Annotated in this window: 21 protein-coding genes; 6 read left to right on the top strand and 15 right to left on the bottom strand. The window is 60.6% G+C overall.

Annotated elements, in window-relative coordinates; genetic code table 11:
* Positions 1–18: 18 nt before the first annotated feature.
* Genes AB8A50_RS29790 through AB8A50_RS29780 form a run of 3 tightly spaced genes read right to left on the bottom strand, consistent with a single transcriptional unit; the run spans position 19 to position 4,931 of the window.
* The gene (locus AB8A50_RS29790) at positions 19–1,602 is read right to left on the bottom strand and encodes a Dyp-type peroxidase (protein WP_439079871.1); all 1,584 of its coding nucleotides are present in this window, start codon (positions 1,600–1,602) and stop codon (positions 19–21) included.
* A 6-nt stretch (positions 1,603–1,608) separates the two neighbouring features.
* Entirely contained in the window at positions 1,609–3,675 is a 2,067-nt protein-coding gene (locus AB8A50_RS29785; protein WP_439079870.1) for a hypothetical protein, read from the bottom strand.
* The gene (locus AB8A50_RS29780) at positions 3,672–4,931 is read right to left on the bottom strand and encodes a cytochrome P450 (protein WP_439079869.1); all 1,260 of its coding nucleotides are present in this window, start codon (positions 4,929–4,931) and stop codon (positions 3,672–3,674) included. Before AB8A50_RS29780 ends, AB8A50_RS29785 begins: the two co-directional genes overlap by 4 nt.
* A gap of 36 nt (positions 4,932–4,967) precedes the next feature.
* On the opposite strand from AB8A50_RS29780, the gene AB8A50_RS29775 reads away from it, so the two are divergent.
* Both AB8A50_RS29775 and AB8A50_RS29770 read left to right on the top strand, forming a co-directional pair.
* On the top strand, positions 4,968–5,144 hold the full coding sequence (locus AB8A50_RS29775; RefSeq protein WP_439079868.1) for a hypothetical protein: 177 nt from the start codon (positions 4,968–4,970) through the stop codon (positions 5,142–5,144).
* Positions 5,145–5,465: 321 nt separating this feature from the next.
* Entirely contained in the window at positions 5,466–5,738 is a 273-nt protein-coding gene (locus AB8A50_RS29770; protein WP_147421613.1) for a hypothetical protein, read from the top strand.
* A 109-nt stretch (positions 5,739–5,847) separates the two neighbouring features.
* On the opposite strand, the gene AB8A50_RS29765 is transcribed toward AB8A50_RS29770, so the two are convergent.
* The 11 genes from AB8A50_RS29765 to AB8A50_RS29715 all read right to left on the bottom strand — a co-directional run bounded on the left by AB8A50_RS29765 (position 5,848) and on the right by AB8A50_RS29715 (position 18,111).
* Complete coding sequence (locus AB8A50_RS29765) at positions 5,848–5,985, bottom strand: hypothetical protein (protein WP_439079867.1); 138 nt, start codon at positions 5,983–5,985, stop codon at positions 5,848–5,850.
* Positions 5,986–6,049: 64 nt separating this feature from the next.
* The gene (locus tag AB8A50_RS29760) at positions 6,050–6,790 is read right to left on the bottom strand and encodes a Crp/Fnr family transcriptional regulator (protein ID WP_439079866.1); all 741 of its coding nucleotides are present in this window, start codon (positions 6,788–6,790) and stop codon (positions 6,050–6,052) included.
* Positions 6,791–7,300: 510 nt separating this feature from the next.
* Positions 7,301–7,948 (bottom strand): hypothetical protein, encoded by a 648-nt coding sequence (locus AB8A50_RS29755; protein WP_439079865.1) that lies wholly within the window; start codon positions 7,946–7,948, stop codon positions 7,301–7,303.
* A gap of 20 nt (positions 7,949–7,968) precedes the next feature.
* Positions 7,969–9,222, bottom strand: a complete 1,254-nt coding sequence (locus tag AB8A50_RS29750; RefSeq protein WP_439079864.1) for an efflux RND transporter periplasmic adaptor subunit — start codon at positions 9,220–9,222, stop codon at positions 7,969–7,971.
* Positions 9,219–12,401, bottom strand: coding sequence for an efflux RND transporter permease subunit (locus tag AB8A50_RS29745; RefSeq protein ID WP_439079863.1), 3,183 nt, complete (start codon positions 12,399–12,401; stop codon positions 9,219–9,221). The genes AB8A50_RS29750 and AB8A50_RS29745 overlap by 4 nt, the downstream gene beginning before the upstream one ends.
* Positions 12,402–12,473: 72 nt before the next feature.
* The gene (locus AB8A50_RS29740; protein ID WP_089267548.1) at positions 12,474–12,743 is read right to left on the bottom strand and encodes a hypothetical protein; all 270 of its coding nucleotides are present in this window, start codon (positions 12,741–12,743) and stop codon (positions 12,474–12,476) included.
* A 166-nt stretch (positions 12,744–12,909) separates the two neighbouring features.
* Positions 12,910–14,283, bottom strand: coding sequence for a sensor histidine kinase (locus tag AB8A50_RS29735; RefSeq protein ID WP_439079862.1), 1,374 nt, complete (start codon positions 14,281–14,283; stop codon positions 12,910–12,912).
* 93 nt (positions 14,284–14,376) lie between these two features.
* Positions 14,377–15,330 (bottom strand): RNA polymerase sigma factor RpoH, encoded by a 954-nt coding sequence (gene rpoH, locus AB8A50_RS29730; protein ID WP_439079861.1) that lies wholly within the window; start codon positions 15,328–15,330, stop codon positions 14,377–14,379.
* 223 nt (positions 15,331–15,553) lie between these two features.
* Positions 15,554–15,967 (bottom strand): hypothetical protein, encoded by a 414-nt coding sequence (locus AB8A50_RS29725; RefSeq protein ID WP_199712136.1) that lies wholly within the window; start codon positions 15,965–15,967, stop codon positions 15,554–15,556.
* A 124-nt stretch (positions 15,968–16,091) separates the two neighbouring features.
* Positions 16,092–17,474 (bottom strand): sensor histidine kinase, encoded by a 1,383-nt coding sequence (locus AB8A50_RS29720; protein ID WP_120292951.1) that lies wholly within the window; start codon positions 17,472–17,474, stop codon positions 16,092–16,094.
* Positions 17,434–18,111: a response regulator transcription factor gene (locus AB8A50_RS29715; protein WP_092144970.1), complete on the bottom strand. Its 678-nt coding sequence runs from the start codon at positions 18,109–18,111 to the stop codon at positions 17,434–17,436. Before AB8A50_RS29715 ends, AB8A50_RS29720 begins: the two co-directional genes overlap by 41 nt.
* Before the next feature lie 81 nt (positions 18,112–18,192).
* Between AB8A50_RS29715 and AB8A50_RS29710 the strand changes: the two genes are divergently transcribed.
* From AB8A50_RS29710 to AB8A50_RS29695, 4 genes are read left to right on the top strand one after another with little or no spacing between them, the layout of a single operon-like run.
* The gene (locus AB8A50_RS29710; protein WP_439079860.1) at positions 18,193–19,713 is read left to right on the top strand and encodes a type III polyketide synthase; all 1,521 of its coding nucleotides are present in this window, start codon (positions 18,193–18,195) and stop codon (positions 19,711–19,713) included.
* A 4-nt stretch (positions 19,714–19,717) separates the two neighbouring features.
* A complete protein-coding gene (locus tag AB8A50_RS29705; protein ID WP_092144976.1) occupies positions 19,718–20,455 on the top strand; it encodes a methyltransferase domain-containing protein in 738 nt (245 codons plus the stop codon).
* Positions 20,452–21,600, top strand: a complete 1,149-nt coding sequence (locus tag AB8A50_RS29700) for an FAD-dependent monooxygenase (protein WP_158596874.1) — start codon at positions 20,452–20,454, stop codon at positions 21,598–21,600. Before AB8A50_RS29705 ends, AB8A50_RS29700 begins: the two co-directional genes overlap by 4 nt.
* A 59-nt stretch (positions 21,601–21,659) precedes the next feature.
* Entirely contained in the window at positions 21,660–23,135 is a 1,476-nt protein-coding gene (locus tag AB8A50_RS29695; protein ID WP_439080057.1) for a DHA2 family efflux MFS transporter permease subunit, read from the top strand.
* A 138-nt stretch (positions 23,136–23,273) separates the two neighbouring features.
* Here the strand turns inward: AB8A50_RS29695 and AB8A50_RS29690 are convergent, their stop codons facing one another.
* Positions 23,274–23,573 carry a DUF3551 domain-containing protein gene (locus tag AB8A50_RS29690; RefSeq protein WP_158596872.1) on the bottom strand — a complete coding sequence of 100 codons (300 nt, stop codon included), beginning with the start codon at positions 23,571–23,573 and terminating at the stop codon, positions 23,274–23,276.
* Between the last annotated feature and the right edge of the window lie 1,011 nt (positions 23,574–24,584).

The raw sequence follows: 24,584 nt of genomic DNA, 5'->3' as shown, positions 1-24,584 counted from the left end.
CAGATCCTGGCTGCGAGCTCAATCGGCCAGGGCGCGGATGGCATTGATGCCCGGCAGGAAAAAGTACGCCCCACCGCGCACCGTGACAAAGGGGCGAGGTTTTTCGATATGGAGATTGAACGGTCTCTGCTGAATGACGAGTTCATCTCCGTCATGGGCAACATGGCTAATCGGATCGGTCCCGACGGGCAGTCCTCCGAACTGAGGATTGTTCAGCCACGAATGCTGGATCATCTCGAACTGGCCAGCGATATCGGCGTTCAACGCGATGAACGCCGTCCCGCGCCGAGAACCCTTGCCGGTTGTCTCGTCCTGCTCGCCGCGCCTGGCTCCATACGGCCGGCCGCGCCTGATAATGCGATGCATCTTGGACAGCTTCAGTGCGACATCCGGGTCGGAGCCAATGGCATCGCGCGGATTGGCACGGCGAATATGCGCGCCAATCGGACAGGCCATCCCTGACTCGTCTTCGTAGGCGTAAAGAAAATCATTGCGTTCGGGTGCCGACGGTGAATCGGCGCCGGCACGCACCAGCGGCGCACCGTTGCGGTACCGACCGATCAGCCGTGCCGCAACCTCCTCTGTCGCCTCGACATCGGCTTTGCCATGCATTCGGGTAGCGAGGCTGGCAACAAATTTCTCGAAGGCGTCCACGTCCTGCTCCAGTTGCCGGAACACCAGGTAGGTTCCGTTACGCAGCAGATCGCGCAGATTGGAGCCGGGCTTCACGGATTGGCTGCTGATGCGCTCCCGACGTTCATTGCGATAGCCGAGCACAAATTCGCCTGGCTTGACCAGGGAGATGCGGCGGTCTTTTGCGCTCAGGACCTTGTCTCTTTCGCCACTGCCCGCGGGGGTGTGACAAGACTTGGCTTTTTTCTCGTTCTTGGCGTTTTCCTCGCTTCGGATAGCCAGGGGCGACCCCTCGATGATCGGCTGCGAGATGCCGTCGACGAAGCCGAAATGCTCCTTGGCATCGTCATAGAGGCGGCCATGGACGATGACGGGCCGGCCGTTGCCTTGGTCACCAGTCACAACAACGTCAGCAATGCCGTTCATCGCGCGCTGCTCCGCCTGGACTAGGGCCTGCAACACATGTTCTTCGGATGCATAAAGCAACAGCATGCCGTGCACCTCGGCGGACGGCCCCCATCCACCCCACTCCCATCGGCACGGTGAGCTTTCTCCCGCGTCGCCGAGAAGGCCGGAGCGTCGGGGCATCCGTCTGCCAGACGTCGGCTTCGGCGCCATGCCTTCGAGAAATTCCACGGAGAAGTCCGACAGCTGATGCTCGTCGAGATCTAGCTCCTGGAGGCCGCTGGCAGTGATGGCCAGATTGATCGCCGTCCGATCGCCAACACGCATGGCCTTAAGTGCCCGGATGTTCGTCGGCGGTAACTGCAGATCCGTCGCGCCGTCATCTTCCCCCTCAATCCTGTCCGCGCGCATCAATCGCTCGGCCAGATCGCGCAGCCAGCGCTTGGCAGCATCCCGCTGGCCTGGAAGAAAGTGCCAGGCCACATAGGCGGAGTACGGCAATTGCGGATAGCCGCTTAACAGCAGCCCCTGCACATCATGCCATTCGATTTTTTCCGTGTTCATGGTTTTTCAAAGACGTTGGAGGAATCGATCGATAGCCGGCGAACTCAACGGAGCGAACAGATCTTGTCTGGTATCGGTGTTCGCATTGATGCCGACAACACCGAGCATAGGATAGGCGCCGTACCAGACGATGGTTTCCACTTGGCTCTGCCGCACATAGGCCTTGAACGGCCTCGCATCCTGCGCGCCTTGCCAGAACAGAAAACGCGTGGGCGGAAAACCGTAGCGTTTCCCTGCCGCGTTCACGAACGTATTGGTCCAGATCGCATTCAGCCCCTTCACGGCGGCCAGATCGATGAACTCGTTGAGGTAGCTCTCCCAGGCACCGCCGAAATTGTCGAGAAATAGCAGACGCCGGCCACCATCGATCAGCACCCAGCGCGCCGAGAGGATGGTTGGGATGCCGCCAAGCTCACCCTTGTTGAACCAGAATTTCGCGAGAACATTGACGGCGAACAGGGCCAGTCGAAGGATCCAGTATCGAAGGACACCCGGCTTCACACAGGTGATGCTGGCCAGATGATTCTGGTACCGGTTAATTCCGGCTTCCTCGCGCGCATATTTGCGCGCGTTGTCGCGAGCCCGGATCAAAAGACCCGCGGGATGTTCAAACGTCGTCCTGTCGCGATACTCGAGTGCCCCAACCGCGCACAGAGCCAGCAGTCCGACGAGATAGCCGGCCATCACGCCGCTCCATCCCAGCAGAACCATCAGAAGCCAGCCGTAAGTGAGCGATCTGGCCATTCCAGCCACGTTGCTGATGACCGTTTCCGGCAGCAGCGCTGCAACGAGCAGGACGCCGACCGAGACCAGAAGGAACATGGCGAACTGGATGACGTCCAATGCCATACGCCGCAGATTCTCGCGCGTCTTACTGAGAGGCTGAAGCTCGACCATCAACTGCAGCGATGTCGTGCAATACCAGCCGACGAGCAACAGCCCCCCAATACAGACAAGCTGGAACATGACCACCAGCACCGCACCCAGCGACATCAGGATCCCACTCGGACCATCCACCAATATCCCGGCCCATGTCGGTGATCTGTCAACGCCGGAGATGACCGCGAGCGTGACAACACCGATGAGCACACCGAGCAGCGCGTATCGTGTAACGACCGCCAATTGCAGCGGAAAGCGCCAGAACAGATGCTGGTCGCGGGTATTTTTGCTCGCACTCCGGAGAAGAAGTTCTGCCGCCCGGACCACCAGCCACATTACGCTCAATAGCATCAAGCCGGTCAGCGTTGCCGGCTGTATGACTTCGGTGAGCTGTGAGACCCACGGCAATGCCGATACCTTTTTATCGAGATGCTGCGTTGCGTGACCGACCGTCTCAAGCCATAGCGGCAACACCGCGTAGAGCGCTGATGGTCGATAGCCCAAAGCCCAGCACACGAGTGCGCCCAGAGCGCATGCCAGCAGCGCAACGACGATACCAGCCGCAACGGCGATCTGGGTTCGAAGCGTCATCTGCCATGGCAATTGCGCCGGCTGCTCTGCCCAGCGATTGTCGGCACTGCCGCGAATGCACTCTCGTGTCACGAGATCGAGCAACCCAGCCGGGCGACCGGGCAAGATCGCATCGACGAGAAATCGCGCCGAAAGAAACGACACGATTCCCTTCCGAACGCTGTTCTCGCCTTTGACCTGCACCACCGTGCGGCCGGGACTGCCACTAAAGAAGGTATTCGCACCGACGTCATGGCGCTCCCAATACTCCCGGACCAGATTTGGGGTCGTTGTTCCTGACAAGGGATAGCCGACACACCGGCGGTAGACCTCGTCGAAACCAATTGGTGCATACCTTAACAGCTCATCCAGAAAACCCGCTCTCGGGCCATCGAACGTTGCCTCGAATACGAGACAAGGCCCGCCCCCGTCGGCAGCGTCCAGGATGACAAAACTACAAAAATGCAGACCTGCAATCTTGTCGAATGGAAACAATGGGCGGCACTCAAGAAACGCTGCCTCACCGCCAAACTGCGGGTCGGCATTGTCGCGAAGATAGCCCCTGCACCATTCCACTTTGGACGGTTCGATCGGCGTGATGATCGTTGTGAAATTCGGATTCAATGGACGGGCTCCGATCCATTCGCATTGAACGTCACGCGCAGCGAGCAAGGTGCTGGCCCGTCGTAGCCGACCTGACCGCCCTGTCCGGGCGCGCGCGCCAGACCCGGCAGGCGCATCAGCGCGCGGACGATCTCCAGCATGACCACGTCAGCAATGTATTTGCCGAAACAGTGGCGCGGCCCGAAACCGAAATGAAAGTAACTCTCGATGGGACGATCGCGAAATGTGAGCGGGTCTGGAAATGCTTCGGAATCGAACATGGCCGCCAGCGGCGGTGCCAAGACAAGCGTCCCGGCAGGCACCCGCCGGGCCCGCGGGGTGCCGTTGGCGATGATCGTATCACGCGGGCATGTTCGCACCAGCAAAGGCAGCATCGGACGAAACCGCATGGCTTCATAGATGCAGCCACGTAACGCCTCCCGCGCCGCTGCGAGCTGGCCATTCGGCGCATCAGCAGTGATCGATGTCTGATCGTGGTGGATCGCACGCTCGAGTGCGGCGGACAGCTCCTGGGCATGCGCCAATGCCCCGGTCTGCTCCAGCAGTTGATCCACGGCATGGGTGACACCGCGGATGATAGTGGCTCCACCTGTCGCGACCAGCCCGGTCAGATAGCAGCGAATCCACTCCTCATCAAACCAGGGCGAGTTGCCCGGCTGACCATGGCGGCGCTGCAACCGTGCCAGCAGGCTGTGAGCGGGAATGGATGGGTGCGATGCAGCGGCAGTAGTGGGGCCGCCGGATCCAAGCTGCAGCGTCAGTTGACAGGTCAGATCTGCGATATCGGCGCGAGACCGGCTCCACGGAAGCGAACCAACTGGCGGGTTGACCATAATGATGCCGGCCAGATTCCGCATAACGCCTGCCATTCGCTGCCGGTCTCCATTCAGTGGAGGGACGCCAAAGTATTCGGCTAGGACGGCAACCATCACCGGCTCCGCCAGATCGGCGACAACGTCGATCTGACCCGAGTCCTTCAATGCCTCGATGCAGGACTGGCAATTCTCGGAAGCGATCGTCCGGATGAGCCGGGCATCAGTCTTCTCGACCACGCTCTGCAGCATTTCCCTCTCGCGGGCATGCTGCTCTCGCCCATCGACCGTCATCAGAAACGGTCCCCAGGGCATTCCGGGCTCGATGGTGTCGCCCAGTTCAAAGTCGTCGAAGCGTTCGAGCACGTCGCGTACATCGCTGGCTTTTGTCGCCACAAGGACATTGCCGACGATCGTGATGGGCCGCACGACGCGCAGCACCACGAAGACCGCCTTGAACAACCAAAGATGGGAGAGCACATGGCAGGACAGCCGGTATTTAACGAGCTCGCCCCACATACGGATGCGCCATCCGAAGCGATCCACGGCGCTGACGCCACCTGGATCGAGTCCATTGGGATCAGTCAGCTTCGAGCCGGATGTGCCGGTTGCCGACTGATCCGGCGTATCGTCGCCGACCACCTGATCCCGGAATAGTTTCAATGAATGTTGATCCTGGCCGTCTGCCGGCAGCACCAGATCCTTGGTCTCGCGAATCCCATGCATCGGTGCGCCTATTCGGCTCGGGTTGGAGTGCTCAGCATTAGAACAAGAGCGTTTGTAGTTGTAGAACTATCTATATTCCATCGAAGACAGCTCGCCAAAACTAGGATTGTTGTCAGATTTTGCAAGCCGCAACAACCAGCCGCTGGCCAGCGCCATCATGGCCGACACGTTAGCTGCCGCATTTCCCCGCGTCAGTGAACTAGATCACAGACAGCCGTCCATTCATTCGCATAGTAGCCTTATGGAGGCCAAATGCGACCAACGACAACACAACAACTTGCCATCGAAGCCATGCTCAACAGCCTGCTGGGGCCGCGTGTTTACGACCGCTTGTGCCTGGGTATGAAAGTCGGAGGAATGGATGAGGACGTCCTCTACGTCTTTGTCTCCAATGAAGCCTGCGCAGCGGAGATCGAAGCGGTTCACACGGATGATTTTGCCCTGGCCGCCGAACACGTGCTGAATCAGCCCGTCCGCTGCGTGAACGTCATCCCATACGATTTCTCGGATCTATCGAGCCCATAGCGGGCGCGCCTCACCTTTAGGGGGAACCAACCCTTCGCGTTAGCGAGCTCACTGTCGCCACACGCAGACGAGCCGCCCTTCGGGATGGGAGCTCCCACCTGTCCGGCGTCTAGAAGCTTTTTATCGGGTTGCCGAGCAGCACCGTGACAGCCAACACTACAACGATGCCGTAGAGGATAAACACCCCGAGCGTGAGGCGTCGGTAAATGCGGCGATAGGTTTGCTCCAATTCGTCGACGGATGCCATGCCGAATACCTCCTGATACCCGGCCACTAATGGGCCAAACACCAACGAAGTCATGTGAACCACATCACACCTTGAACGGTCGCCCCGACGCATCAAGGGTTGCAGGCTCGGCTTCGGCAACAGCCGCTAGCGCCTTCGGCTTGAGGATGGCGATGCTGCCGGGCTCAAGGCGGATCCACCCTTTCAAGGACCAGGCACGAAGTTGCTTGTTGATGCTTTCTCTAGTCACTCCGACCATCTCGCCGATCTCTTGTTGAGTGACGATAAAAGGACGGCCGACGTCGGAAGGCTCGTGCTTCGAGGCCAAACCGATCAGCAGGTTCGCTAGCCGCGCAGGCAGGTCCTGCAGAATGACATGCTCGACCTGTTCACTCGTCCAGCGCAGACGAGCGCAAAGCAAGTGAATGAACTTCATGGCCAGCATCGGTTGGGATTCGATAAATGGAAAGAAATCTCGCCGGTCGATCACGATAAGCTCGCAATTGGTGTGAGCGATCGCATCGGCCGTTCGCGAAAGCCCATCGAGCAAGGCGATCTCCCCGAATATCTCACCTTTCGTCACAAGATTGAGGATAGCGCTGCGTCCCTCAGATGAGGCGACGCTCATCTTGACAGCGCCGCTCACCACGACGAAGAGACTATTGCCGGGATCTCCTCTCACAAAGACGGTCGCCCCGCGTTTGAACTTTCGGAAGCTCGCATACTGGCATAGTTGATCTAATGCCTTGGCGTCGAGATCAATGAAAAATGGATGACTGCGTAGTATCGACAATCGGGGATTGATCTGAGAAACGCCTCGCGCCATCACAAGTGCTGCTCCATCCCAGAAAAACTCAAAACAAGGCTAGGCACACTGGTATTGTGAAACGAAGCCCCCTCTCAAGAGTCATAGCCTGCCATGAAGACTTTAAGAAGTAACGCAGGATTTTATGGCGAGCGATGGAAGAAAACGACGAGAATTTTTGCACTGACGCCAATGACTTCTTTGCGCCGAGAAGCTGCTATTCGAAGTCAGCCGGCGAACTGTATAAAAAATGTCTGTTTCTTATGCAGCAGTTCAGTTTACGTCAAAGGTCGCCACCGAATGGACAGGCTAAGAAAGGCCACTTTCACCTGCTTCGCGCTATCTCGCGTCTTGAACCACACTAAGCATGTCTGCTTTGCGGCAGGAGAAGCCATCGGCATAGTTTGGCACGTGGCCGGGCGCCGCTGCCGTTTCGTCTTCGATCTAACGAGACAGCACGAAAGCGAAAAACGCGATCCAACAACGCTTCCAGACTGTCGATATCGTTGCGAAATCGCATCCTAATATATCTCAGCAGCCCGAAAGCGCGGTTACCCCTGGCGTCGCCGTGGCACCCGTGGCATTGGCAGCCGCCATCATGCCGGGAGCGGCAAGGTTCATCGAGACGGTCTCGTTGCAGGCCGTCGCGTTCGGTGTAGGCATCGTCGCCGACGGGGCGATACTGGTGTCGCCGAGGATGGCAGTCGGCGCCTCAAGCGTGCCGGGTAGGACGCTGGAAATCAGCGGAGTCGTGAGCGGCAACGATGAGGGGTCGCTTGGGCTGGTATTCCCGTTCAGAACACAGCTGCTGGAGTCCAGCGGGCTACCAACCGGCGTGGTCGGGGTGGCCGCACCGGTCGCGCTACCGAGATTCGTCGTCGAGATCGTTCCCAGGGCGGCAGCGGGTGTCGCTGCACTTGGCGCTGTGGTTGGCGCGCAATTGATAACGGTGCCCGGCGTTGTTGGGTCCGACGCCAGCGGCACCGGAGCCAAGCTGGTATCTGCCGCCCCCGGAAGCGTCGCCGCGGAGAACGGACTCGGGCCGTTGAGCGGCGAGGAAACCATCGTACCAGGAGTGGTCGGAAGCCCCATCGACGTCGAGCCCATGGTCGAGACCTGCGCCAGAACCGCGTCGCAGCCTAACAGCGATAGGATCAAAACGCCCAGCAGTCGCACCATGGCTACGTTTCCTTTCTTGCTCACGCCGCCTGCTTGTGGGCCTTCACCTTCTGACCTTCGGCCAGATTCACCATGGGATTCAGCACCACCTGGTCGCCGGCCTTGATGCCATTGCGTACTTCGACGGAGGTGCCGAAGTCGCGCGCGATGGTGATCTTGTGCATATGGACGATGCCATTCTCCACAACGGCCACTTGCGTGCCATCGGCGTTGAAGATCACAGCATCTGCGGGCACGATAAAAGCAGACGTCTTGCGAGGAACATGCAGATCCACGGTGCAATAGACGCCCGGCCTGAGCGCCCCGTCCGGGTTGGGGATGTCGACTTCGGTCAACAACGTCCGGCTGCCGGGCTGCAACGCAGAAGCGATCCGCGTGACCGTGCCGTCAAACACCTGATTGGGAATTTCCGGGACGTGGACGCTCGCTTTCACGCCGGGAGTCACACCGAACGCCGCGTCCTGCGGCACGAATAGCTGAACGCGGATGACATTGCTGTGCATCAGCGTATACATAAACGTGGATCCGGACTGAACTAGGCTGCCGTTATCGATATTGCGCTGGGTGATGACGCCGTCAAACGGCGCGATCACGCGCTGATAAGCCTTCTCCTGCGTGAGTATTCGAATTTGCGCCTCTTGCGCGGCGATGTTGGACTGCGCGACTCCGACCGCCGCCTGCTGGGCTGCCAGCGTCAGCCGGTCGTTGTCGCCCTGCTGCAGCGTCAGCCAGCCCTGTTTCACGAGCCTGCTGTCACGGCCGTTGGTGGCGTCCGCCAGATCGCGGCTGGCCTGGGTCTGCTGCAACGCAGCCTGGTTCTGTTTCAGCGTGGCCTGAGCCTGAGTGATCTGGTGATCGAGTTCCGGCGCGGTGATCTCGGCCAAAAGGTCGCCAGCCTTGACCCGATCGCCAATGTCTACATAGCGTTTTTCAACATAGCCGCTGGTTCGGGCAAAGATATTCGCCGCTTCGAACGCCGTGGTGGTGGCCGGCAGTGAGATGTCGTTGCTGCCGGTGCTGTCGCTGATAACCGCGACCTTAACGTCCGGGACCAGATCGCGGAGTTCCTTTGCTGCGTCCGCAACGGCCTGCTGCGCCTGCTCATGCCGCCAGAAGCCGAAGCTGAGACCACTGCCGAGTAACAACAGAACCGCCAGAACCAGCATCAGTCGGGCCTTGGAACGAGGCCGCACCGGCGGCGGATCCGCCTGCCGACTTACCACGGATGGCTCTTCTTGCGTCCGCGCCTCATGCAACCTCTGAATCCCGGTCATGAACTTGCCTCCTCAAAGACGCCGTGTTGCGGCTGGCCGTCGACGCGTTTGCGCAACAGCGAAAACAAATACGGCACGATCAAAAGCGTGGTCGGCGTCGCAAACAGTAATCCGCCGATCACCGCACGGGCGAGCGCTGCATTCTGTTCCTCCCCGGCACTGCCGATCGCCATCGGAATCATGCCGACGATCATCGCCGCCGCGGTCATCAGCACCGGCCGGATCCGGGTGTGGCCAGCGCTGATTGCGGCCTCGAACGCAGAATGGCCTGCGAGTTGCTGCTCGCGCGCGAAGGTAACCAACAGGATCGAATTCGCCGACGCGACGCCGACCGCCATGATCGCGCCCATCATCGACGGCACGTTCAGGGTGGTACCTGTGATGAACAGCATGGTGACGATGCCGGCCAGGGTCGCCGGCAACGCCAACATTACGACGAAGGGATCGCTGAAGTTCTGGTAGTTCACCACCATCAGGAGGTAGACGAACACAGCCGCGAACAGCAAACCGATACCGAGGTTGACGAAGGCATCGTTCATGCTCTGGATCTGCCCCAGTACGACAATGCTGTTTCCGGGCTTCATCTCCTTCTGCAAATCGGCCGTTACCTTGTTGATGTCGGCGGAGATCGCCCCGAGATCGCGGCCCTGTGCGCTGGCATAGACGTCGTAAACCGGCTGCACGTTGGCCTGGTTCAGGTTGGTGGGCAGCGGCTCGCGCTTGAAGGTCGCGACGTTGCTGAGCATTCCCGGCACCGGCTGGCCGCCGACGGTCAGCGTGCTCGACACCGGCGTATTGCCGTAGGCGTTGAGCGAATTGACTCGGTATTCGGGTGTCTGCACGGCGAGATAATAGGGAATGCCAGATGTCGGATCGGTCCAGAAGTTTGGCGACACCTGCGACGAGGAACTCAGGCTGACATTGATATTCGTCGCAATCGTACTGGCATTGAGTCCCAGCTGCGCCGCGCGGGTACGGTCGATCTCGGTATAAAATGACGGCGCGTCAGTTTCCTGCTGAAGATGCGCATCGACAATGCCGGGGATCGCCGCGATGCGCTCCCGCAGCTTCTGCGCGATAGCATGGTCACCAGGATCGTAGCCTACGGTTCGGACGTCGATCTGCGCCGGCAGCCCGAAATTCAAAATCTGCGTTACGATATCGGCAGCCTGGAAGTAGAACACATCGTCGGGGAATGCCGCAGGCAGCACCTCGCGCAGCTTGCGAACGTAGTCAGCGGTCGGCTTGTGACCTTCTTTGAGCTCCACCTGAATAATGCCGTCATTGACACCGATGGTTGAGCCGTCGGTAAAGGCAAGATTATAGGGTCGAGCAGGCAGGCCGATATTGTCGACGATCAGACTACGCTCGCTCTCCGGAACGATCTGGCGGATCTTGTCCTCCACCTGCTGAAAGATTTTTTCGGTGGCGTCGATCCGCGTGCCGGCAGGGGCACGGACGTGGAGCCGGATCTCGCCGCCGTCGATCAGCGGGAAGAAATCGCGGCCGACCGAGACCAGCATGACGCCGCCGAGACCGATGATCAGCACCGCAGCCACCGGCACGGCGACGCGATTCTTGAGCAACTGGGTTAGCAGCGCGACGTAGCCAGTACGCATTCGTTCGAAGCCGCGCTCGAACGCACCCGACAGCCGCGCGAACAGCCCCGTCGGATGGCCATCGTCTGGGCCGTGCTTTTCGTATCGCAGCAGCAGTCCGATCGTGATCGGGGTGAGCGTCCGCGACAGGCCGTAGGATGCCAGCATGGCGAATACGACCGCGAGGCCAAGCGGCGTGAACAGATATTTCGCGGGGCCATCGAGGAACACTACCGAGGTGAAGACGCAACTGATAGCCAGCGTCGAGACCAGCGTCGGGATCGCGATGCCGGCTGCGCCATGCAGAGTCGCATCCGGCAACGCCATGTGCTCCTCAGTCAGAAGCCGATGCGTGTTCTCGATCGTTACCGTGGAATCATCGACCAGAATGCCGACCGCAAGCGCGAGGCCGCCGAGCGTCATCGTGTTGAGCGTTTCGCCGAGGAAATACAACACGACGAGCGACGACAGAATCGCCAGCGGGATCGAGATCATCACCACAAGCGTTGAGCGCCATGATCCCAGGAAGAGCAGGATCATCAGCGCTGTCAGGCCGGCGGCGATCGCGCCTTCGTGCAGCACGCCCGTCACCGATGACTTGACGAATACGGACTGATCGAACAATTCGTTGATCTTTAACCCGGCGGGCGCTGCCGCCCGCGCCTGTTTAAGCACATCCTTGACTGCGTTGACCACAGTCAGCGTCGAGGCGTTACCGTTCTTGATGATACTTAACAGCACCGAACGCCGGCCGTCCTGGCGCACGATATTTTGCTGCACTGCCGACGCGTCACGAACCTGGGCAACGTCCTTCAGAAAGACCGTCGCGCCGTTGACAAACTTGACCGGGATCATGTTGAGGTCAGCGATGCTGGCGGGCGTCGCGTTGGTACGCATCGTATACTGCTTGTCGCCGATCTTGGCGGTTCCGGTCGGCAGCGTCAGGTTCTGAGTGTTGACCGCGTTGACGACATCGAGCGGCGTCAGTCCGCGCGACAGCAGCTTGTCAGGATCGAGATCAACCATAATCTGGCGATACTTGCCGCCAGCCGGGGTAGGTAGCGTCACGCCATGCACCGGCGCCAGCTGTTGCCGGACTCTGTAGATACCGAAATCATACAATTGCTGTTCGTTGAGCGTATCGGAGTTGAGGCTGAGCTGCAGCACCGGAACGCTGGAGGCATTGAACTGCACCACGATTGGCGGCTGGATGCCGGGCGGCATCAGCGCACGGATCGCATTTGTAGCCGAAACGATCTGCGAAATTGCGAGGTCGAGATTGACGTCGGGTTGGAAGTAAATCTTCTGAATCGAGAGCCCGTTCAGAGTTTGTGCTTCGATATTCTTGATGCCGTTAACGTTCGCGCTGATGGAGTACTGGCTGTAGGTCGAGACCCGATCTTCCATCTCAGGTGTCGAGAGACCCGTATAGCTCCAGATCACCGTTACGACGGGAATCCGGATCTCTGGAAAGATGTCGGTCGGCATCGAGCGGATGGCAACGCCGCCGAGAAACAGAATCAGCACCGCCACCACGTAATAGGTATACGGAAATCTCAGTGCAAACCGCACGATGCCCATTGCTCGCTCCAAGATTGTCCGTACGTGGAATAATTCTGCGACTGCCCCTAAGCGCCGCGTGAAGGCAGAACATCAGCACCGGCAGATGTTCAGCGACTTGTCGAGCTGCTCGTCCAGCAGATGCTGCTGCGCATCGAACTTCGAAAGTCGCTGCTGTTCGTCCGCGTTCGCATCTTCGTCTGACAGAAAGCCATTCGGGGTCGGCTGGGCATGCCCCACCGGAGCCGGCAGGGGTTTCGATGCAACGATGGGTTCACGGGCCATCGCGGCATTCGGAGCTGCTGCGATGGCGATCAACGCGATGAAGACTGCCGACACTACTGGCATGAGATTTGAGCGCATTGGATCATTCCTTCCTTGACGCCCGACCGGATTGGCAATCCAGCGGCGCGCGACAGTTGGGTCTTCGGAACACATAATGATGCGATGCGGCGGGCCAACTAAATAACGATTTAGGAAACGGCGCACCGAGCAACGGACAGCGATCTCGCGGCGATGTGATCGCGATCTAGACTTTTGTCTCGGAAGCGTCAGGGAATCCAATTTCGATCACGCACCCCGCCCCCGAAAAGATCGTCAACCGAAAGCCGTGCAATTTGGCAATCGTGGCAACAAGAGTGAGGCCAAGCCCAAGACCTGGTGTCTTGCGAAACGCATCGGAGCGGTAGAACCGCCGCAGCACCGCACTCCGCTCGTGTTCGCTTATCCCCGCGCCGGTGTCCGTGATGCGCAGGATACTCTCGCCGTCGCCGGACACGGTCGTGATCTGGACCTGCCCACCCCGCGGCGTGAACTTGACGGCGTTATCGACCAGATTGGCGATCGCTTCCATCAGCAGATCACGATCGCCCTCGACGATCGGGGCATGAACGATATCGGTGCGCAGCGTGATGCCCTTGTCTTCGGCGATCGGCGCATAGAGATCGCGGACCTCATGCAGCAGTTCCTCCAGTGCGACCTTGCCGAATCCGGTGGAGCGACGGCTGTTCTCGATCTCGGCCAGCCTCAGCAGCGCTGCGGCAATCGCCAGCGACTGGTCCATGCTCAAGATGGCCTTGTCGACCACAGATCGCAGTTCGGGCAGCGTCCTGGCGTTGTTCCGGCCGCGCTCCAGGGCCAGGCGTGCCCGGGTCAACGGGGTCCGCAGGTCGTGCGCGATGTCATTGCCGACTCCGGCAATCGTGTGGATCAACGTTTCGATCTCGTCCAGCATGCTGTTGACCATGGCGGCGAGCTGAGTGAACGGATCGCGGCCGCGATCAACCGGGAGCCGTTCATGCAGACTACCCGCCACGATGCGCTGAATGCGCTCATTAACTCCGGCGATCCGACGTTCGGCACGCAGACTGAGCAGTGCGCCCAGCGCAAGGCATAGCAGCAGAGCCGGAATCAGACCGAGAGCCAGAGCCTGGCTGACAACCATCGACAGCTGAATCGCCTCATCGACATAGCGGCCGATCACCAATATTTCGCCGTCCGGCAACTGCTGGCCGATGGCCTGAACGGTTAGTTGCTCCGGGCCAGCGGGGCGCGGCCTTATGATCTCGACGGTCTGCACCGTGGCGTCCAGCCGCAGCATCGCCGGCGGGCGCTCAAGATTGCCGGCGACCCGGCTTCCATCCGCCCGGAACAGGCCGACGAAATGCACGTCGCGCGAATCCTCGCTGAGTTGCAGATGAAGCGCGTCGAGCCTGCGTTCATTCGGCAATGCGGCCACCGTTTGCAGCTGCAAGGCGATGACATGGTCGGAGCGGGTCACTAGCAGGCGGTCGGTCTTCCAATAGATGAAGCCGAACAGGACCAGCACGAACAAAGAAAGTGCGACAGCCGCGACCGTAGCGGCGCGGAAGGTTGAACTACTCGCAAACTCGGCCAGATTCATCGCGTGAGCGGCCCGTGAGGGATATTTGGGCCGCCAACATAACGGATTTCCCACGCTTGCGCGATTCGTCATCGTCCGCCGGAATGACGCAATTCAATGCGTTGCCAGCGCCGGGGCGCGGGTGTGACGTCGATCGTGCGAAAGCTTGCGCGCCGCCGATTGCACCTTCTCGAACGCCCGCTGCTCGATCTGGCGGATCCGCTCGCGCGACAGCCCATAGTGCTGCGCGAGGTCTTCGAGCGTATCCGGCTCGTCGACGAGATGACGCGCCTCGAAGATGTGCCGCTCGCGCGCATTGAGTACGTCGATCGCGCGCACCAGAACCTGGCGGCGATGATCGATTTCGTCCTGCTCGACCGTCATCAGTTCTGGCGTGGGCGCCTGGTCGATCAGATAGTCCTGCCACTCGGCGGCCCCCTCCTCATCGTGCACCAGCGCGTTGAGCGAAGTATCGCCGCCGAGCCGACGGTTCATGTCGACAACGTCCTTCTCGGGCACGCCCAGATCGGTGGCTATCAGGGTCACCTGGTCGGGCCGCAAGTCGCCGCCTCCCAACGCCGAAATCCTGCTCTTGGCCGAACGTAGCTTGAAGAACAATTTCTTCTGAATCGCGGTGGTGCCGATCTTCACCAACGACCATGAGCGCAGGATGTAGTCCTGGATTGCCGCACGGATCCACCACACCGCATAGGTGGAGAAGCGGAATCCCTTGTCCGGGTCGAACCCGTCAAGGGCCTGCATCAGGCCGAGATTGGCCTCCGACATGATCTCCGACAGCGGCAGGCCGTAACCACGATAGTTCATGGCCATCTTGGCAGCGAGGCGTAAGTGGCTGGTGACAAGTTGCTCGGCTGCAGCACGGTCGCCGCGATCGCGCCAGCGTATCGCCAGCACGTATTCCTGCTCGCGTTCGAGCATCGCAAAACGCCGGATGTCGGTTCGGTAATTCAGGGCGCTGCCGGCTGCCGCGGGCGATCGAAGCCCGATCGGAGCCGCCAGGCCAGACCCCGGTGTGGAATACTCCGTCGACATTCCATCGGTATTCATGTCAGCCCCTCCGCTATGATTGATCTGTTGCTGATCGATGTCCGGGGCCGATGTCACGGCCTTTGCGGACGATCCTGAAAAGATAGCGGCGGCGATCACGGGAACCATTAAATTACAGGTTAAGGATATAAATTCGAATTCAGGTTCGGCTTGCGGCACGAACAAGGCGGGCGTGACGTGGCTTCCGCAACGTCACGCCCGCGATGCCTTGCAGGACGGTTCGTCAGCTGCAGCCGGCGACCCAAGGATAATGGTTGGGATGCAGCGGGCCGTAAACATACGGACAGCTATAGCCGTAATCGTCGTAGTAGCCTGGGAAGCCGAAGCCACGACCGGTATGTCTGACGAGGTGATGTCCGGCAAAAGCGTGCGATCCGAATCCGCCTCCAGCGAAACGCCGGCCGCCGATTCCGCCGAGATGCTCGCCGCCGATTCCACCCACATGACCGGCGGCGATGCCGCCCGCCATGTGCCCCCCACCGAAGCCGCCGCCAAAGCCGCCCATATGGCCACCACCGCCGCCGAAACCACCACCGTGGCCGCCTCCTCCGCCGCCGCCGCGCGCATCAGCGGCGGTAGCCAGCAGGCTCAACGCCAGCGCAGCCGTTGCGAATACCTTGAATGTACGTCCTTTCATGATCTCATCCTTTCCATCGATGCCGTTGTTGCCGTAAGCGCCCATATGGCATCGAGGCAACAGCGCGATCTACGAAACATGGTGAGGGGACACGGCGAGACGATTAAAATGCCCTTTAGACAGATCACCTTTCCGGCAATGGACAGGCGATCTCCGCGACGCAGCCGGGACCGGTCGACAACGTCAGCCGGAATCCATGCAGCTTGACTATCGCGGAAACGAGGCTGAGGCCAAGACCGGTGCCAACAGTCCTACGACTCTTGTCGGAGCGATAGAACCGCCGCAGCACTGCTTCACGCTCGTCTTCTCCAATGCCGGGTCCAGTGTCCGATATTCTGATAATGACATCGCCGGGCCCTCGCACCAGAGCCAACCGGACGCATCCGTGGGGCGGCGTGAACTTGACCGCGTTATCGACCAGGTTGATGATAGCCTCCTGCAGCAGATCGCGGTCGCATCGGACAATGGCATCGTCGTCGACATCGACGCGCAGGCTGACCTGCTTGTCTTCAGCGATCGGTTCGTAGAGGTCGCAGGCCTCACGTAGTAAACCCGCCAGCACCACATCGCCGAATCCCCTGCGGTCGCCATAATGTTCGATCTCCTGGATACGTAGCAGGCTGGTGATGATGGTCAGCACTTCGTCCACGCCAGTGATCGCGCGGTCGGCGACCGCCTGCAGGTCCGCGACCGTCGTGGCATTGGCGCGGCCACGCTCGAGACCAACGCGGACACGGGTCAGCGGCGTGCGCAGATCATGCGCGATCTCGTTGCCAGTCCCCGCCATTTCGGTGACCAGCACCTCGATCTCGTCGAGCATACCGTTGGCGATAATAGCCAGCTTGTCGAAGGGGTGGTCGAGGTTGGCCGTCGGAAGTCGCTCGCGCAGGTCGGCATCGATAATGCGCCTGACCTGTGCATGGAGTTCATCGACACGACGCTGCACCCGCAGGCTGAGCACACCACCGATCGCGAGGCTGAGGGCGCCCGCCACCGGCAGACCGAGCAGCAGGGCGCGGCCGATCGCCGCCGCCAGTTCCTTGAGTTCGCCGCTATGGCGCGCAATGACCAACACTTGGCCGTCAGGCAAGCGACGACCGATGGCACGCACGGACATCGACTCCGGCTTGTGCGGATCGATCCTGACCACCTGCGTCGCATGAATCCGCGCGTCGATCGCCAATTGCGGCGGGATATCGCGCAGATTGCCGGCGATCCGTTTTCCGTCAGCTGTGAACAGACCGGCCAACCGGGTCCGGCGCGGATCGGACGCCAGGCGGTCCTCGATGGCGATGACCCTGCGCTCCGGCACGTCCGCAGCGATCGCCTCGCTCGCCTCCGCGATCGAAGCGTCCATGTCGGCCCGCATCGAACTGCCAGCCTCCCAGTACACGAAGGCCGAGAACAAAAGAATGCAGAGCGCGATCGCGATGGAAGTCCACCGGAACGTCGTTGTGCGGACGAAATCAGGAAGGCGCACGAAGAATAAATCCTGCGCCGCGGACATTGTGGATCATCGGCGGATCGCCCGGCGTGTCTACCTTGTGCCGCAGCCGCCCCATATGAACATCGACAAGATTAGTGTCCGGGACGAATTTATAGTTCCAGACCTCCTCCAGCAACATCGCCCGCGTCAGCAGCTGCTCGTTGCGCTGCATCATGTATTCGAGAAGGCGGAATTCCCGCGGCAGCAATTCGATCTCCCGCTCGCCACGCCGCGCTGTGCGTTCGATCAGGTCGAGTTCGAGCGGTCCTACCCGCAACATGGTCTCTCGCGTTTCGATCGGACGGCGCAACAGGGCCTCGATCCTCGCCACCAGTTCGACGATCGCAAAAGGCTTGGTCAGATAATCATCGCCGCCCATACGCAATCCACGTACGCGATCATCGACCGCTCCGAGCGCGCTCAGGATCAGTACGGGCGTGCGAATCTGGTCATTCCGCAGCGCCTCGACGATGGTGAGGCCGTCCATTCCCGGTAACATGCGATCGACGACCATCAAGTCCGGCTTGATGGAGCGAGCCTTGTCGAGTCCTTCGATACCGCTCGCCGCATGTTCGACCTCGAAGCCGCGCTGCGTCAGTTCGGCCGCGAGTTCCTCGGCGGTCTCAACGTCGTCCTCGATCAGCAGAATCTTGGTCATCTGGAGTATCTCGGGCACCGTTTGATCTGAAGACACGACAAGGTGCGACCGCGCCGTAGCATAGCGGAAAACGTCGTCATCTTGTCGAAACTCGGTCATTTCGTCCATCCGGTCGGTACAAGCCTCACCACTGCGACAGGGACCAAGGATCCCGGGATCGCGTATGGCGTTGCTGCGGCATCGGTATGCCGTATCGCCATGATCTGCCGGGCCAAGCCGCAGAGATTTTCCTCGTGTCCTCTCAGCAGTCATCGGAACGCGCCCAACCGAACAGTAGACCAATGGCTACAACATCTTCGGAAGACCTGTGTTCTTCAATTAAATACGAATTTAACTTGCGACGCAGCGACGTCCCATGCGCGGCGATTGCCGGCCAGACACCTGCCATCGACATCCCCGGCAGCAACCGAAGCAGAGCGTCTGTCCGTTCTTAAATCGCAATTTAATCGCTCCGCGGACTTTCTTCGCTATCTCGACCTTTATCGGCCGGCGCTCATTTCGCCGGAGGCATACGGAGGGATTCCCTTGCCAGCAGTTTATATCAATCGTGTCGCAACGGCTGTGCCGCCTTACGACGTTCATGACACTTTTCGCCGCTTCGCACAGTCTACGCTCCATCTGGCCAACCCGCGTCAGGCGCGGCTGTTCGAACGCATGGCCGACAAGTCCGGTATCGAGCACCGCTTCTCGTGCCTTACGCCGAGCAATCGACCGGAAGGCGACCATTTCGATGCCGGCGGCTTCTATGCCCGTAGTGGTTTTCCCGATACGGCGACGCGGATGGAGCAGTATGAGCGGCACGCGCCCGAACTGGCGCAAGCCGCCGTCGATCGCCTGCATCTCGGAGCAGATCGTGACCGCATCACGCACTTGATCATCACCAGTTGCACAGGTTTCTCCGCGCCCGGCCTCGACCTCGATCTCATCGCGCGTTGCGAGCTTCCAACGACGGTCGAACGTACCGTTATCGGCTTTATGGGCTGCTACGCCGCCATCAACGCCCTGAAGCTGGCCTATCACATCGTCCGCTCCGAGGCGTCGGCGCGCGTACTGGTCGTGAACCTCGAACTCTGTACGCTGCATCTCAAGGAAACCGCCGATCTCGAGCAGATGCTCTCGTTCCTGCTGTTCGCCGACGGTTGTGCGGCAAGCCTTGTGAGCGCCGAGCCGTCCGGCATCGCGCTCGACAGTTTCCGCGCCATGCTGGTCCCCGATACCCACGATCTGATCACATGGAACATCCGCGATGCCGGCTTCGACATGGTTTTGTCGGGACGCGTTCCGGCCGTTATCCAGGACGGCCTACGGCGGAGCGCCGATGAAATCCTGGCTGGAGCGCCCGCGGCGGCGATCGACCTGTGGGCGGTGCATCCCGGCGGCCGGACCGTTCTCGACGCGGTGGAGCGAGCCTTCGCGCTGGCGCCGACCGCACTGGCGGCGTCGCGCGACGTGCTGCGCCGTTATGGAAACATGTCGTCGGCGACGGTCATGTTCGTGATCGAGCGGTTGATGCGTTCGGGCGCACGCGGCCGCAGCGGGTGCGCGATGTCGTTCGGGCCCGGACTGATCGCCGAAACCATGCTTTTTCGAACCGCGGCCTGACCCCATGAGCACATTCAGCACCACCCACGCTGCAGCGACGGACCTGTCGCAGCGAAGTACCGAAGCCGAATGGCTGGACAGCGCCGACGCAAGTCCGGAAGAGCTCGAACTTGTGCTGCGCGACCTCGCCCGCTTCAACGGCGCGATGCTCGGGCACAGGGCGGTGATCGCCTGGCTGGACGCCGCCATCCAGCGGATACCTGAAAGCACCGAGCTCACGCTCGTCGATGTCGGTTGCGGCTATGGCGACCTGCTGCGAGCGATCCGCAGCTGGGCCGCCGGGCGCGGCCGGCGGATCAAGCTGATCGGGCTCGATCTCAATCGCGAGACGGTCCGCATCGCGCAGTCGGCGACAGGAAACGATCTCAATATCGAATATCAGGTGATGGATATCTTCAATTTCATCCCGCCCTCCCCCATCGACTTCGTCGTCAGCAGCCTGCTCACGCATCATATGTCCGACGAGATGATCGTGACGTTCCTGTGCTGGATGGAGAGGAACGCGCAGCGCGGCTGGATGATCTACGATCTGCAGCGCCACCGGGTGCCGTTCCATTTCATCGGCCTGATGGGCTGGCTGACGCGGCTGCATCCCATTGTCATTCACGACGGCCGGATCTCGGTTGCGAGAGCCCTCACCCGCACGGAATGGATGGCACGGTTACGCGATGCCGGTATCTCGCCGCGCGCGGTGCGCCTGCGATGGTTCCTGTTCCGCTTCGTGATCGGACGTGTGCGATGATCCAGGTCGAGACAATCGTCATCGGCGGCGGGCCGGCCGGCAGCGCGGTGGCCTGCGGTCTGGCCAGTTATGGCCACGACGTCATGCTGATCGAGCGCACGGCGACCTCCCAGCATAAAGTGTGTGGCGAATTCCTCAGCGTCGAGACACAGCTGCTGTTACGGCGGCTGGGCGTCGATCCGCTGGCGCTCGGCGCCGTGCCGGTCGATGAGGTGGCATTGTATTCCGCTCGCCGCAGCGTGACCTCGGCACTACCGTTTCACGGGCTGTCGCTCTCGCGTTATCGTCTCGACGCTGCGCTGCTGCGACACGCGCATTTCAGCGGCGCCCGCCTGCATCGAGACGTGACTGTGAAAACGGCGAGACCCGATGGATCCGGCTGGCTGGTCGTGTGCGACAATGGCCACACAATCAGTTGCAGAAATCTCGTACTGGCCACCGGCAAGCTGGGTTTGCGCGGCATCGACGACACGCGCGACGGCTCGCAGGTCGGGTTGAAAATGCACCTGCGGCCTGCCCCCGACATTCGCCGAGCGCTTGAGGGTCGGGTCGAGCTTTACTTTCTCGAGGCCAGCTATATTGGCCTAGAACTGGTCGAAGACGGTATCGCCAACCTCTGCTTGGTGCTGCCGGGTGAAACCATGAGCCAGTTCGGATCCGGCTGGACCGCGCTGCGCAACCATGTGGCCGCGACATTTCCCGCACTGGCGGAGCGGCTAGCAGACGCCGAGCCGCTGTGGGACAAGCCCAAGGCCGTGGTCTGTCCCAGCGGCGGGCATCTTCATCGCGAGCGGAACGCTGCAGCCTATCGGGTAGGCGACCGTCTCGCACACATCCCGCCCTTCACCGGCGACGGCCTTGCCATCGCCCTTGGATCGGCCGCGCTGGCAGTCGCTCATATCCGAGGGGGACTTTCACCTGATGTGTATCTGGCGGCCGCGCGAAAACTCATTGCCGGACCGATCCGACTGGCGAGCATCGTCTCCTGCCTTGCCGGACATCGCATCAGCCGAAACCTGATGTTCGCCGCGGCCACGCACGGCCCGGACCTGATCAGCTCGATCGTCCGCCGCACCCGGTTGACCCATGCGATGGATGGCCTTGACCCTGCCGTGCTGCCAGCCCCACCGCTCGTGAACCCATGACGACGCTGCGCACCGAACTGCCCCTCGCCGACACCCGCACATGGTTTGGCTTTGTCCTGATGTGCCTTGGGATGTTCATGGCGATCCTCGACATTCAGGTGGTCGCAACATCGCTGCCGACCATTCAGAATGCCCTAGCCATCTCCCCGGAGACGATGAGCTGGATCCAGACCTCCTATTTGATTGCCGAGATCATAGCCATTCCCCTGACGGGCTGGCTAACGCATGTGCTCTCGATGCGCTGGCTGTTTGCCTCCGCCCTCGCTCTCTTCACGCTGGCGTCGATCGGCTGCGCCGCGAGTGGCACCTTCGCCGCCCTCGTGTCGTTTCGTGTGCTGCAGGGATTCGCGGGCGGCACGCTCATCCCGGCGGTGTTCGCCGCGGTCTTCCTGCTGTTCCCGCCGCGCAGCCAAGGTATTGCCACGACGATAGCCGGCATTGTGGCGGTGCTGGCGCCGACGGTCGGACCTGTGGTCGGCGGCTGGATCACGCAGAGCTGGTCCTGGCACTGGCTGTTCCTGATCAATGTCGTTCCCGGGCTGATCGCTTGCGTTGTGGCGCCTCCTCTGCTGCCCCGGCAGCAGCTGAACTTTGGCGACGTTGCGGAAATCGATTGGCGGTCGCTGGTTCTGATGGCGATGTCGCTGGCCACTCTGGAGATCGGACTGAAGCAATCCCCCCATGATGGCTGGGTGTCGGTCACATGCACGGGCCTGTTCACAATCAGCGCGCTCTGCGGTGGCCTGTTCATCCGACGCACATTGCGCGCTGCCCATCCCGTCGTGCAGCTTGGCCCATTCCGAAACCGCTCATTCGCGATCGGATGCGCGTTGAGCTTTTGCCTGGGCGTGGGCCTGTACGGCTCGGTCTATCTCATCCCGGTTTTTCTGGCTTACGTCAGGGGTCATGACGCCCTGCAGATCGGTTCGACGATGCTGGTGACCGGCGCCGCGCAACTGGCGATGTCGCCCATCGCCGTCGCGCTGGAACGGCGACTCAATGCGCGCTGGCTGACCGCCGCAGGTTTTGCGGTGTTCGGTATCGGACTCGCCCTCAGCATGTTTCAGACTCGCGACACCGATTTCAACCAGATGTTCTGGCCACAGATCGTTCGCGGCATCGCTATCATGTTCTGCCTGTTACCACCGACCCGCCTGGCGTTGGGTTCGCTGCCGGAAGCGCAGGTGCCGGCAGCGAGCGGCCTGTTCAATCTGATGCGCAATCTGGGCGGCGCGATCGGCATCGCGCTGATTGACACCATCCTATACACCCGCGCTCACATCTACGCCGCTGCGTTGCATATGCGGTTGTTATCGGGAGACCCCACGGCGGCAACGGCCATTGGCCTCGATCCCGCATCGCTGACAAGCGCTCTCTCCGGCCCACCCACTCCTGCCATGGAAGCCCTGGTCCGGCCCATGATCGAAAAGACGGCCTTTATCTGGAGTGTGAACGATGCTTGGGCAATGCTGGCAGCAACGGCGCTGCTTGCCGTGCTGCTGGTGCCATTCGCGTGGGGCGGGCGCGAACGGTAGTTCGGCCCGGGGCGAGCGGCGCTGCTGCCACCATCTCGAGAAGCGATAGACGCGCTTCACGGCGCCCCCTTTTCAAGATGATCTCGTTTTCCGCACAAGAGATTATTATCGACCGGGCTGTGCCGCTCGCGAAGGCGCTCAGTACCGGGCACGCCACCCGTCGGGCGTTCGCTCATAACTACCGCGGAAATCGATGTTCTCCACGCAGTTGGCGTGCATGTCGGCCGCGGCCTGCAGACATTCCTGATAATCATAGTAGCCGCAGATCTGCGGTGCCCCCCCCGGACCATTGGATGAGCCTGGCAACAGACAGAACGGCGACGCGTCACGGTGCAGTGGCGTAGCTTCGGCGGGTTGCGAGCTCAGCGCTGCGAACGAGAGCACGACGGCAACGGCAAAGGCCGCGGTGAGATATCTGGATTGTCGATCGAAAATCATCATCCATCTCCATCTGCTGTGAACCTCAAAGCGTGCCGCTCGCGGTCCCGCAGTCGCATCGATCGGGAGATCGCGATTGCAAAGCCTGCCAGATGGGCAGCCAAGGGCTACGTTTCCGAGATCATCGTGCGCTGGAAATTCAAGATTTTCTTCGCACAGGTCCCATACCAAAGAGATAGGAAATCCTATGAATTTCCCGAATAAATACGTGTTTAACTTTCGAAAGCGCTCGGAGCGACCCCGATCGACGTTCCGAATGAAGGTCTGACTGACGGCGGAAAATCGGCCTCTCGAATTTTCCGCAGCGTTTCGAACAGCCGCCATCATCTTCGGCACAAAGCGGCCATCACGCTGAAAAAGGGTAACTAATGCGGATGGAGGTTCTGCACTTGATCAAGGCGGATCAGGTCGAAGCACTCCTTGCCCGTCACTTACTGGCTAGGGCTCACGCCTTCCCCCGTGCAAACTTGAGGGTGCATCGAGGCAGGTCGGATCACACCTACATTTCACACCACGGCGCGATGCCAACGGATATTGACGTGGTTGTTGTCCGAGAGCGCAAGAACTGGAAGGGCGCGCGGTTGGTTTTGTGCTCCGAACGATAGGTTTGGAAAAGCATTTTAAGACTCAGTCAAAGCCCTCGAAATTCATAACGGTAAAGAGTAGCTCAAGAAGCCCGCGTGCGTTTGTTTTGCACCTAGCAACCGTTGGCAGTCTGCACTCGGGCCAATCGCAACCGGTGTCATTTGGCACTTCGCTGCCCTCGAATTTTCCGAAGGTCTGCTTTGCGCCAGTACCGTACATTGTTCGCTGTGAATCAGGCAGCCGCCGCGGTTCAGACGCAAGGTGGGAACTTTCGTCCAGTGGCTGAAGGGCCAGATCGGAGCTTTCATCACCTTAACGGCCGAGAAAATCCGAAGGCAAACAGCATCTTTCCTGACCAAATAGGAATCGGGGCGTCGGTCGCGTTTTGATGATAGCCGTTGCCATTATCCTTCGGGCGCGAAACGC

Origin of the sequence: Tardiphaga sp. 841_E9_N1_2 (assembly GCF_051811065.1) — a bacterium.
Classification (GTDB): domain Bacteria; phylum Pseudomonadota; class Alphaproteobacteria; order Rhizobiales; family Xanthobacteraceae; genus Tardiphaga; species Tardiphaga robiniae.
The sequence above is the reverse complement of the archived record's forward strand: the minus strand, read 5'-3'. Positions and strand labels throughout refer to the sequence as shown.

Coding starts and splice junctions, on each gene's coding strand:
- AB8A50_RS29790 (WP_439079871.1), bottom strand. CDS start 1,602: ATGAACACGGAAAAAATCGAATGGCATGATGTGCAGGGGCTGCTGTTA.
- AB8A50_RS29775 (WP_439079868.1), top strand. CDS start 4,968: ATGGCAGGACAGCCGGTATTTAACGAGCTCGCCCCACATACGGATGCG.
- AB8A50_RS29770 (WP_147421613.1), top strand. CDS start 5,466: ATGCGACCAACGACAACACAACAACTTGCCATCGAAGCCATGCTCAAC.
- AB8A50_RS29765 (WP_439079867.1), bottom strand. CDS start 5,985: ATGGCATCCGTCGACGAATTGGAGCAAACCTATCGCCGCATTTACCGA.
- AB8A50_RS29760 (WP_439079866.1), bottom strand. CDS start 6,790: ATGGCGCGAGGCGTTTCTCAGATCAATCCCCGATTGTCGATACTACGC.
- AB8A50_RS29755 (WP_439079865.1), bottom strand. CDS start 7,948: ATGGTGCGACTGCTGGGCGTTTTGATCCTATCGCTGTTAGGCTGCGAC.
- AB8A50_RS29750 (WP_439079864.1), bottom strand. CDS start 9,222: ATGACCGGGATTCAGAGGTTGCATGAGGCGCGGACGCAAGAAGAGCCA.
- AB8A50_RS29745 (WP_439079863.1), bottom strand. CDS start 12,401: ATGGGCATCGTGCGGTTTGCACTGAGATTTCCGTATACCTATTACGTG.
- AB8A50_RS29740 (WP_089267548.1), bottom strand. CDS start 12,743: ATGCGCTCAAATCTCATGCCAGTAGTGTCGGCAGTCTTCATCGCGTTG.
- AB8A50_RS29735 (WP_439079862.1), bottom strand. CDS start 14,283: ATGAATCTGGCCGAGTTTGCGAGTAGTTCAACCTTCCGCGCCGCTACG.
- rpoH (WP_439079861.1), bottom strand. CDS start 15,330: ATGAATACCGATGGAATGTCGACGGAGTATTCCACACCGGGGTCTGGC.
- AB8A50_RS29725 (WP_199712136.1), bottom strand. CDS start 15,967: ATGAAAGGACGTACATTCAAGGTATTCGCAACGGCTGCGCTGGCGTTG.
- AB8A50_RS29720 (WP_120292951.1), bottom strand. CDS start 17,474: ATGTCCGCGGCGCAGGATTTATTCTTCGTGCGCCTTCCTGATTTCGTC.
- AB8A50_RS29715 (WP_092144970.1), bottom strand. CDS start 18,111: ATGACCAAGATTCTGCTGATCGAGGACGACGTTGAGACCGCCGAGGAA.
- AB8A50_RS29705 (WP_092144976.1), top strand. CDS start 19,718: ATGAGCACATTCAGCACCACCCACGCTGCAGCGACGGACCTGTCGCAG.
- AB8A50_RS29700 (WP_158596874.1), top strand. CDS start 20,452: ATGATCCAGGTCGAGACAATCGTCATCGGCGGCGGGCCGGCCGGCAGC.
- AB8A50_RS29695 (WP_439080057.1), top strand. CDS start 21,660: ATGTGCCTTGGGATGTTCATGGCGATCCTCGACATTCAGGTGGTCGCA.
- AB8A50_RS29690 (WP_158596872.1), bottom strand. CDS start 23,573: ATGATTTTCGATCGACAATCCAGATATCTCACCGCGGCCTTTGCCGTT.